Origin of the sequence: Candidatus Pelagibacter communis (genome assembly GCF_001180205.1) — a bacterium.
GTDB lineage: Bacteria > Pseudomonadota > Alphaproteobacteria > Pelagibacterales > Pelagibacteraceae > Pelagibacter > Pelagibacter ubique_O.
In genome coordinates this window covers 1-7,812 of record NZ_CVSU01000018.1, presented here as the reverse complement: position 1 = coordinate 7,812, position 7,812 = coordinate 1, and the positions used below count along the sequence as shown (strand labels likewise).

At 30.6% G+C, this 7,812-nt stretch carries 6 protein-coding genes; 3 read left to right on the top strand and 3 right to left on the bottom strand.

Features of this window, described 5'->3' with window-relative positions:
- The 3 genes from AMO08_RS00675 to AMO08_RS00665 all read left to right on the top strand — a co-directional run.
- Positions 1 to 1,340, top strand: a 1,340-nt coding sequence (locus AMO08_RS00675; RefSeq protein WP_425304626.1) for a transketolase-like TK C-terminal-containing protein, incomplete at its 5' end; no start/stop codon positions are given.
- A complete protein-coding gene (locus AMO08_RS00670) occupies positions 1,341 to 2,603 on the top strand; it encodes a 2-oxo acid dehydrogenase subunit E2 (RefSeq protein WP_075484294.1) in 1,263 nt (420 codons plus the stop codon). It abuts the gene before it with no gap.
- A gap of 6 nt (positions 2,604 to 2,609) precedes the next feature.
- Positions 2,610 to 3,002, top strand: a complete 393-nt coding sequence (locus AMO08_RS00665; protein WP_082254991.1) for a DMT family transporter — start codon at positions 2,610 to 2,612, stop codon at positions 3,000 to 3,002.
- Here the strand turns inward: AMO08_RS00665 and AMO08_RS00660 are convergent.
- The 3 genes from AMO08_RS00660 to AMO08_RS00650 all read right to left on the bottom strand — a co-directional run.
- Positions 2,976 to 4,901 carry a TRAP transporter permease gene (locus tag AMO08_RS00660; protein ID WP_075484293.1) on the bottom strand — a complete coding sequence of 642 codons (1,926 nt, stop codon included), beginning with the start codon at positions 4,899 to 4,901 and terminating at the stop codon, positions 2,976 to 2,978. The genes AMO08_RS00665 and AMO08_RS00660 overlap by 27 nt on opposite strands.
- A gap of 50 nt (positions 4,902 to 4,951) precedes the next feature.
- Complete coding sequence (locus AMO08_RS00655) at positions 4,952 to 5,959, bottom strand: TAXI family TRAP transporter solute-binding subunit (RefSeq protein ID WP_075484292.1); 1,008 nt, start codon at positions 5,957 to 5,959, stop codon at positions 4,952 to 4,954.
- Positions 5,960 to 6,039: 80 nt separating this feature from the next.
- Positions 6,040 to 7,812: acetoacetate--CoA ligase (locus AMO08_RS00650; RefSeq protein WP_075484291.1), on the bottom strand; the 1,773-nt coding region annotated here is incomplete at its 5' end.

Below are 7,812 nucleotides of genomic sequence, written 5' to 3'. Positions count from 1 at the left end.
AATCTCCTGAAATAAAATACTTAAAAGAAAAAAGGATAAAACTAGGCGGATATTTACCCGAACGTTCGACTTTTGCAAAACCAATCAAGGCACCCTCAAAAGATATTTTCGATTTCATGAAAGTATCAACTGGTGAAAAAGAAATGTCCACTACAATGGCACTTGTGAGAATGTTAACAAATTTATTGAGAGATAAAAATATATCTCCAAGATTAGTTCCAATTATTCCTGATGAAGCTAGAACTTTTGGTATGGAAGGTTTTTTCCAAAAAATTGGAATTTATGCGCATGAAGGACAAAAATATGAACCTGAGGATGCAGCTCAATTAAGTTCTTATAGAGAAGACAAAAGTGGTCAAGTTTTAGAGGAAGGTATCAATGAAGCAGGTGCTATGTCTTCATGGATTGCTGCTGCCACTGCATATACTAATCATGATATCGAAATGATCCCAATTTATATTTTTTATTCAATGTTTGGTTTCCAAAGAATAGGAGATCTAGCTTGGGCAGCCGGGGATAGTCAGGCTAGAGGATTTTTGGTAGGTGCAACAGCTGGAAGAACAACATTAGCTGGAGAAGGCTTACAACACCAGGATGGGCATAGTCATTTAATTGCATCAACTATTCCAAATTGTGTAAATTATGATCCTACATTTCATTATGAATTAGCAGTAATTTTTCGAGAAGGTCTAAGAAGAATGCATGAGAAAAATGAGAATGTTTTTTATTATATTACAACAATGAATGAAAATTATTCACACCCAGAAATGCCTAAAGATAAGAATTGTGAAGAAGGCATTTTAAAGGGTATGTATAAAATAAAAGAATTTAATAAATACAAAAAAAGTAAAATCCAACTTTTAGGATCAGGAACAATCTTAAGGGAAATGATGTCTGCTGCAGAAATTTTACAAAATGATTATCAAATTGATAGCGAGATATGGAGTGTAACTAGTTTTAATGAATTAAGAAAAGATGGAATGGAAGTAGAAAGATATAATCTTTTGAACCCAGATAAAGAACCCAAAAAATCTTATGTTGAACAATGCCTGGGCCAAACAGAAGGCCCAATTATGGCTGCATCTGATTATATGAGAATGAATTCTGATCAAATCAGACCTTATACTAATAAAAGTTTTTATTCATTAGGAGCCGATGGTTTTGGAAGAAGTGATACAAGAAAAAATTTAAGAAAATTTTTTGAGGTAGATAAAGAACATTTGGTTGCTTACGGTTTAAGTATTTTGGCAAAAGAACAGCTTATAACTTCTAAATATGCAAAAGATGCAATGAAGAAGTATAATATTGATAGTAATAAACCAATGCCAACAAAATTATAAATGTCAGAAACTGAGATTAAAGTACCTAATATTGGAGATTTTAAAGATGTTGAGGTCATTGAGGTATTAGTTTCTGAAGGTCAATCAATTAAAAAAAATGATGCTCTAATAACAATTGAAAGCGACAAATCTAGCGTAGAAATACCATCAAATTTAGAAGGTAAAATTAAAAATTTAAAAGTAAAAGTAGGAGACAAAGTTTCTGAGGGCGACTTAATTTTAACTGTGGATATTGATTCAGAAGTTAAAAAGGAAGAGGTTAAAGAAGAACCAGAAACTGAAAAAAAGTCAAAAAATATTGAGGTAATAAAACCTGAAATCCAAGAAAAAACTTTTTCTAAAAATAATATTTCAGGCATTTCATCTGCAAGTCCAAAAGCTAGAAAATTTGCAAGAGAACTTGGTGTAAATATTAATCAAGTAGCAGGAAGTCAGAAAGATGGCAGAGTTGTTGAAGATGATATTAAAAAATTTGTTTCATCTAATTCAAAAAACAACGTTGTAGTAAAAGATAGTAAACCAGATAAAATTAAAAACGAATTTGAACATGCTGATTTTGGTGAAATAGAAATTAAAGATATACCAAGAGTAAAAAAATTATCATCAAAATATCTTACAAATTCATGGACAACAATTCCTCATGTTACAAATCACGATGAAGCCGATATTACAGAGATGGAAAATTTTAGAAGGTCATTAACAGATATGTATACTGGAGAAAAAATTAAAATTACACCTCTGGCATTTATAATAAAGGCTTTAGTTGCATCTCTAAAGAAATTTCCTAGTTTTAATTCATCTATCGATGAAATTGAGAGTGGAAAAATGACTCTAAAAAAATATTATCATATTGGGATAGCAGTTGACACGCCAAATGGATTAATGGTTCCAAAATTAAGGAATGCAAATAACAAAAAAATTTCTCTGATAAGTAAAGAATTAAAAGAGCTAAGTGAACTTTGTAGAAATTTAAAAATTGATAAAAAAGAATTGTTTGGCGGCTCGATGACGATTACGAGTTTAGGTGGTATAGGAGGTTCATTTTTTACTCCTATAATTAATTATCCTGAAGTTGCTATATTAGGAGTAGGAAGATCAGAAAAAAAACAAATTTTTATGAATGGAAAGTTTCAAACTAGGACTATGTTGCCAATTTCCTTATCTTATGATCACAGAATTATTGATGGTGCAGAAGCAGCTAGGTTTAATAATGATCTTAAAGAAAACTTAGGCAAAAATTTTGCCTATAAACTAGCTGTCTAATTAAAAATGAGTAAATCCATATCATTATTTAGTGCCTTATTGTGCACTTTTATTTGGGGAACAACTTTTATTGCCCAAGATACGGGCATGGATAATATTGGCCCTTTTACATTTAATGCTGTGAGGTTTTTTGTTGGTTTTCTAGCCATATTTCCACTTATGATTTTATTTGAATTAAAAAATTTTAAATCGGAATTTAAATTAGATAAAAAAACTTTCATAATTTATTCGTTATTAATTGGAATTTCTTTATTCTTAGGCTCAGCACTACAACAAGTTGCTTTGCTTTATACAGATGTTGCAAATGCTGCTTTTTTCACAATTTTTTATGTGCCAATGGTACCGATTATCATTTTTATGTTTGGTAAAAAATCAATGCATTGGAGCAATGAAAAATAAAGAATTCACTCCTAAATACCAACGTTGAGAAATTGGTACATTTTTTAACCAATAGCCAGAAAAACTTATTCCTATTAATCCTATTCCTATCATTGCAGAAATTAATGTTTGAAAAAAAATGTATATATCAAAACCCTGGGCTACCAATAATAAAGATGGTGAATAAACAAAAACAAATGGAACTAATGCCTTGGCAATACCTAACTTAAATGCTGTGTTTCCTGTTTTAAAAGGATTAGAACCTGCTATTCCTGCAGCTGCATAAGCAGCAAGAGCTACTGGGGGAGTTATATCTGCTAAAACACCATAATAAAAAACGAAGAAATGAGAAACAATCGGTTCAATATTTAGTTGTGTTAATGCTGGTGCTGCAACAGCCACTAAAATTATATAAGTTGCTGTTGTTGGAACCCCAGTTCCCATAAAAATACAAGAAAAAGCGATTAATAATAATGAGAAAAAAAGTGTCAAATCTTCAATATTTAGCAAACCAAATGGAATAAAATTTAGAAAAAAACCTCCTATGTCACCTGCTGTTTGAATTACAACATATCCTAATCGAAATCCAACACCAGTTAGTGTTACGACACCAACTATAATTCCGATTGCTGCAGCTGCAGCTCCAACAGCTAAAGTATTTTTTGCTCCTTGTGATAAACACTGAACGAGATCTTTAATTGTAAGTCTATTTGTTTTTTTTACAAAACCAATTAATATGCATGCTATAATTGAAATTACTGCAGCATAGTCAGGTGTACGACCAATCAAAATTAAATAAACTAAAAGTATTAATGGTGCCAAGGACAACCAGTTATCTTTAACTACTGATAAAAATTTTGGTACCTCTTCATCTGTTAACCCTCTAAGGCCTAGCTTTTTAGCTTCCAGGTGAACCATTATAAATATGCCAAAATAATGAAGTAAAGCAGGAATAAGTGCTGCTGCTAAAATATCTCTAAGTGGAACTTCTAAATATTCTACCATTATAAATGCTGCAGCTCCGAGTATTGGGGGTGTAATTTGGCCACCTGTAGAAGCTGTTGCTTCTACAGCTCCGGAAAAATGTGGTGGGTAGCCAACTTTTTTCATTGCTGGAATTGTTAAAGACCCAGTCGTAACAGTATTAGCGATAGATGAACCAGAAATAGTTCCTAAAAAAGCTGACGAAAAAATCGCAACTTTTGCTGGACCTCCAGAATATTTTCCTGCTATGACCATAGCTAAATCAATAAAAAGTTGGCCCAATCCAATTCTTGTTGCAAGCACACCAAATAATATAAATAAAAAAACATATTGAGCCATAACCCCGACAGCAATTCCATAGATTCCTTGATTAGTAAGATAAATGTGATTTACAAAACCAACCCAACTAGCGCCTCCATGTTTTAAAGCACCAGGAAAATAAGGTCCAAAAATAGCAAACAAAATAAAAAGCACGCAAATAAAAGGTAAAGTAAAACCAATTGATCTTCTTGCAGCCTCTAAGGTCAATACTATCAAGAAAGATCCCATTATAATGTCTATATTTTCAGGATTACCAACCCTCGGTGCTAAAACCTCTGGAGGTAGTAATGGTAAATATAAGGCTGAAATAACTACTAAAATTGAAAGAATTATATCAATAAAAGGTGTGTTAAAATTTTTTTTACTATGATCAATTTTTCTCCAACTATAAAAAATAAAAACTAAACCTACAACGAAAGAGATATGTATTCCTCTATGCAAAATTTCTCTAATTGTACCAAAACCAGAAGCATAGAAATGATAAACAGACATTAATGCTAAAACTAAAAAAGCAAAAGATTTTAAAAAATTTTTTAATTCCCTCTCATTAGTTTTAACCTCATATTTTTTTTGTAAATCAGAAACTTTTTTTTGTGAAATATTAAACTCAGACATGAAAAAATGCCCTAGATCAAAATAGATCTAGGGCAGTATATTTTTATTAATTATTTTATTAGTCCTGCTTCTTTATAGAACTTTTCTGCACCAGGATGTAATGGTACTCCTACTCCCGAAAGGGCTGTATCAGGTGTAATTGTTTTCCCTTTTGCATGTCCTACATCCATTAGTTTTCTAGACTCCTTATTCCACAAAGCTTTTGTTATTTTATATATTAAATCAGTGTCCTCTTTTGCTGATGTAAACCACTGAGCACCAACAGCAACAGTATTAACTGCGTCAACACCTTCGTAAGTTCCTGATGGTATTGGACTTTCAGAAAAGAAACCGTATTTTGAAGTTAGAGCTTTTGCTCCAGCACCATCAATAGGTACTAATTTAATATCAACTGCAGATGCAAGCTCAACTATTGCACCAGTTGGATAGCCAGCAACAACAAAAATAGCATCAACTTTACCATTTCTTAAGGCATCAGTTGCGGCCTTTCCTTTCAAAGCTTCTGCTTTAACATCATTAGTGCTTAATCCATTTGACTCTAAGATTAATTTAGCATCTACATATGTTCCAGAGCCTGGCTCATCTAATGATACTCTTTTTCCTTTTAAATCTTTTACTGAATTAATATTACTTTTTTTTAAAGCTACTAAATGGATGTGTTCCTGAAATAAAGCCGCAATGGTTCTCAAATCTTTTGCGGGTTCCTTACCTTCCATTGTTCCTGTTCCAGTATAAGCCCAATAAGCAACATCAGATTGTGCAAATCCAGAATTTCTTAATCCTGAAATAATAGCGTTTACATTATCAACTGAACCTCTAGAGGAAACGGCAGATGCAATCAAACCATCAACTCCACAACTTCCACCTTTTCCACATTCCCTTGAACCTGGAGGTTTTGAAATAGCATTGGCTATCATTCCTCCTACTGGATAATAGGTATAAGCAGTTCCTCCAGTACCAATTGTAAAGAAAGTCAATTCATTAGAAATTGCTTTCCCTAGAAAAGAGCCTGAAAGAAACAAAAAAACTGCAAATGTTCTAAATAATTTTTTAAACATAAATCTCCTTCTATTTTATATTTTTATTAAAAACTAATTAATCATATCATCTAAGAATATCGAATTCTAATAATTTATATTTAGATACTTAATTCTTTTAAATTACTATATTGTTCAAGAGCTTCCGGATTTGCTAAAGCTTCAATGTTTTTAATTTGATTTCCTTCTATCTTACTTTTAACTGCAAGTTCAACTATTTTGCCACTTTTTGTTCGAGGTATATCTTTTACAACAATAATTTTACTTGGAACATGTCTAGGAGATGCATTTTTTTTTATTTTTAATCTAATTTTGTTAATTAATTCTGCTGTTAATGAATAATTTTTGCTCATTACAATAAATAAAACTATTCTAACATCATTATCCCATGATTGTCCTACAACGATAGACTCTTTTATTTCTTTAAACTTTTCAACTTCTGAATATATCTCTGCTGTTCCAAGTCTTACGCCTCCTGGATTTAAGGTGGTGTCTGATCTTCCATGAATTATATATCCACCACTATTTTTTATTTCTGCGTAATCTCCATGGTGCCATATATTTTTAAATCTATTAAAATAAGCACTCTTAAACCTAATATCATTTTTATCATTCCAAAACTTTAAAGGCATTGATGGAAAAGGATTTTTACAGACAAGTTCTCCTTTACTATTTTTTAAAGACTTCCCTTTATCACTTAGTACATCTACGTCTAAAGCCAAACCATTGTTTTGTATTTCTCCTATATTTACTGGTTGATATAAATTTCCTAACACAAAGCATGAAACAATGTCTGTACCACCAGAAATTGATGACAAATGTACATTTTTTTTAATGTGTTTGTAAACATATTTAAAACTTTCCTGTGAAAGTGGTGACCCAGTTGAGCAAATTGTTCTTAGTTTATTAAGTTTGAATTTATATTTTAATTTTGGTTTAAACTTTCTTAAAGCATCTACATACTTAGCACTTATACCAAATAAAGTTATTTTTTCTCTTTGTGCTATTTTCAAAAGCAAATCAGCAGATTTAAACATTGGAGATCCATCAAACAGAACAATAGATGCCTTAGAAGCTAATGAACTAACTAACCAATTCCACATCATCCATCCACAAGTAGTAAAATAAAAAACATTATCGTTTTCTTTAATATTACAATGTAATTGATGTTCCTTCATATGCTGTATTAAAACACCACCAGATCTATGACAAATACATTTGGGTTTTCCAGTAGTTCCACTTGAATATAATATTGCTAACTCTGTTTCAAAATCAAATCTTTTAAAATTAATTTTTTCAGCATTAGTTTGCATTAATTCATTCCATTTAAAAAAATTAATTTTTTTAAATTTAAATTTTTTTTTAATAAATTTTTTCCCAGGGTAATTACTAATTACAACATTTTTAATTGATGGGATTAATTTTAAAATCTCTGGAAGTCTTTTTAAAACATCTATTTTTTTTCCATTATAAAAATACTGATCAGCAATGAATAAAACTTTTGGATTAATTTGAGAAAATCTTTCTATAACACCTTTAGAACCAAAATCAGGACTACAAGAAGACCAAATACAACCAAGGGAAGTTGTAGCAATGAATGCTTCAACAGTTTGAATAGTATTTGGCATATAGGCTGCTACTCTGTCTCCTTTTTTAATATTAATTCTTTTTAAAAATTTTAAGATTTTATTAGTATTAAAATTTAATTGTCTCCATGATCTTTCTTCTCTAAACCCATTTTCACTAATAAAAGTTACTGCTTTTTCTTTATTATTTTTTGATAATAAATTTTCACCAAAATTTAGTTTGCTACCTGGTAAAAATAAATTTTTATAAAAAGTTTTTGATTTTCTAATTTTTTTTTTACTTTTAGT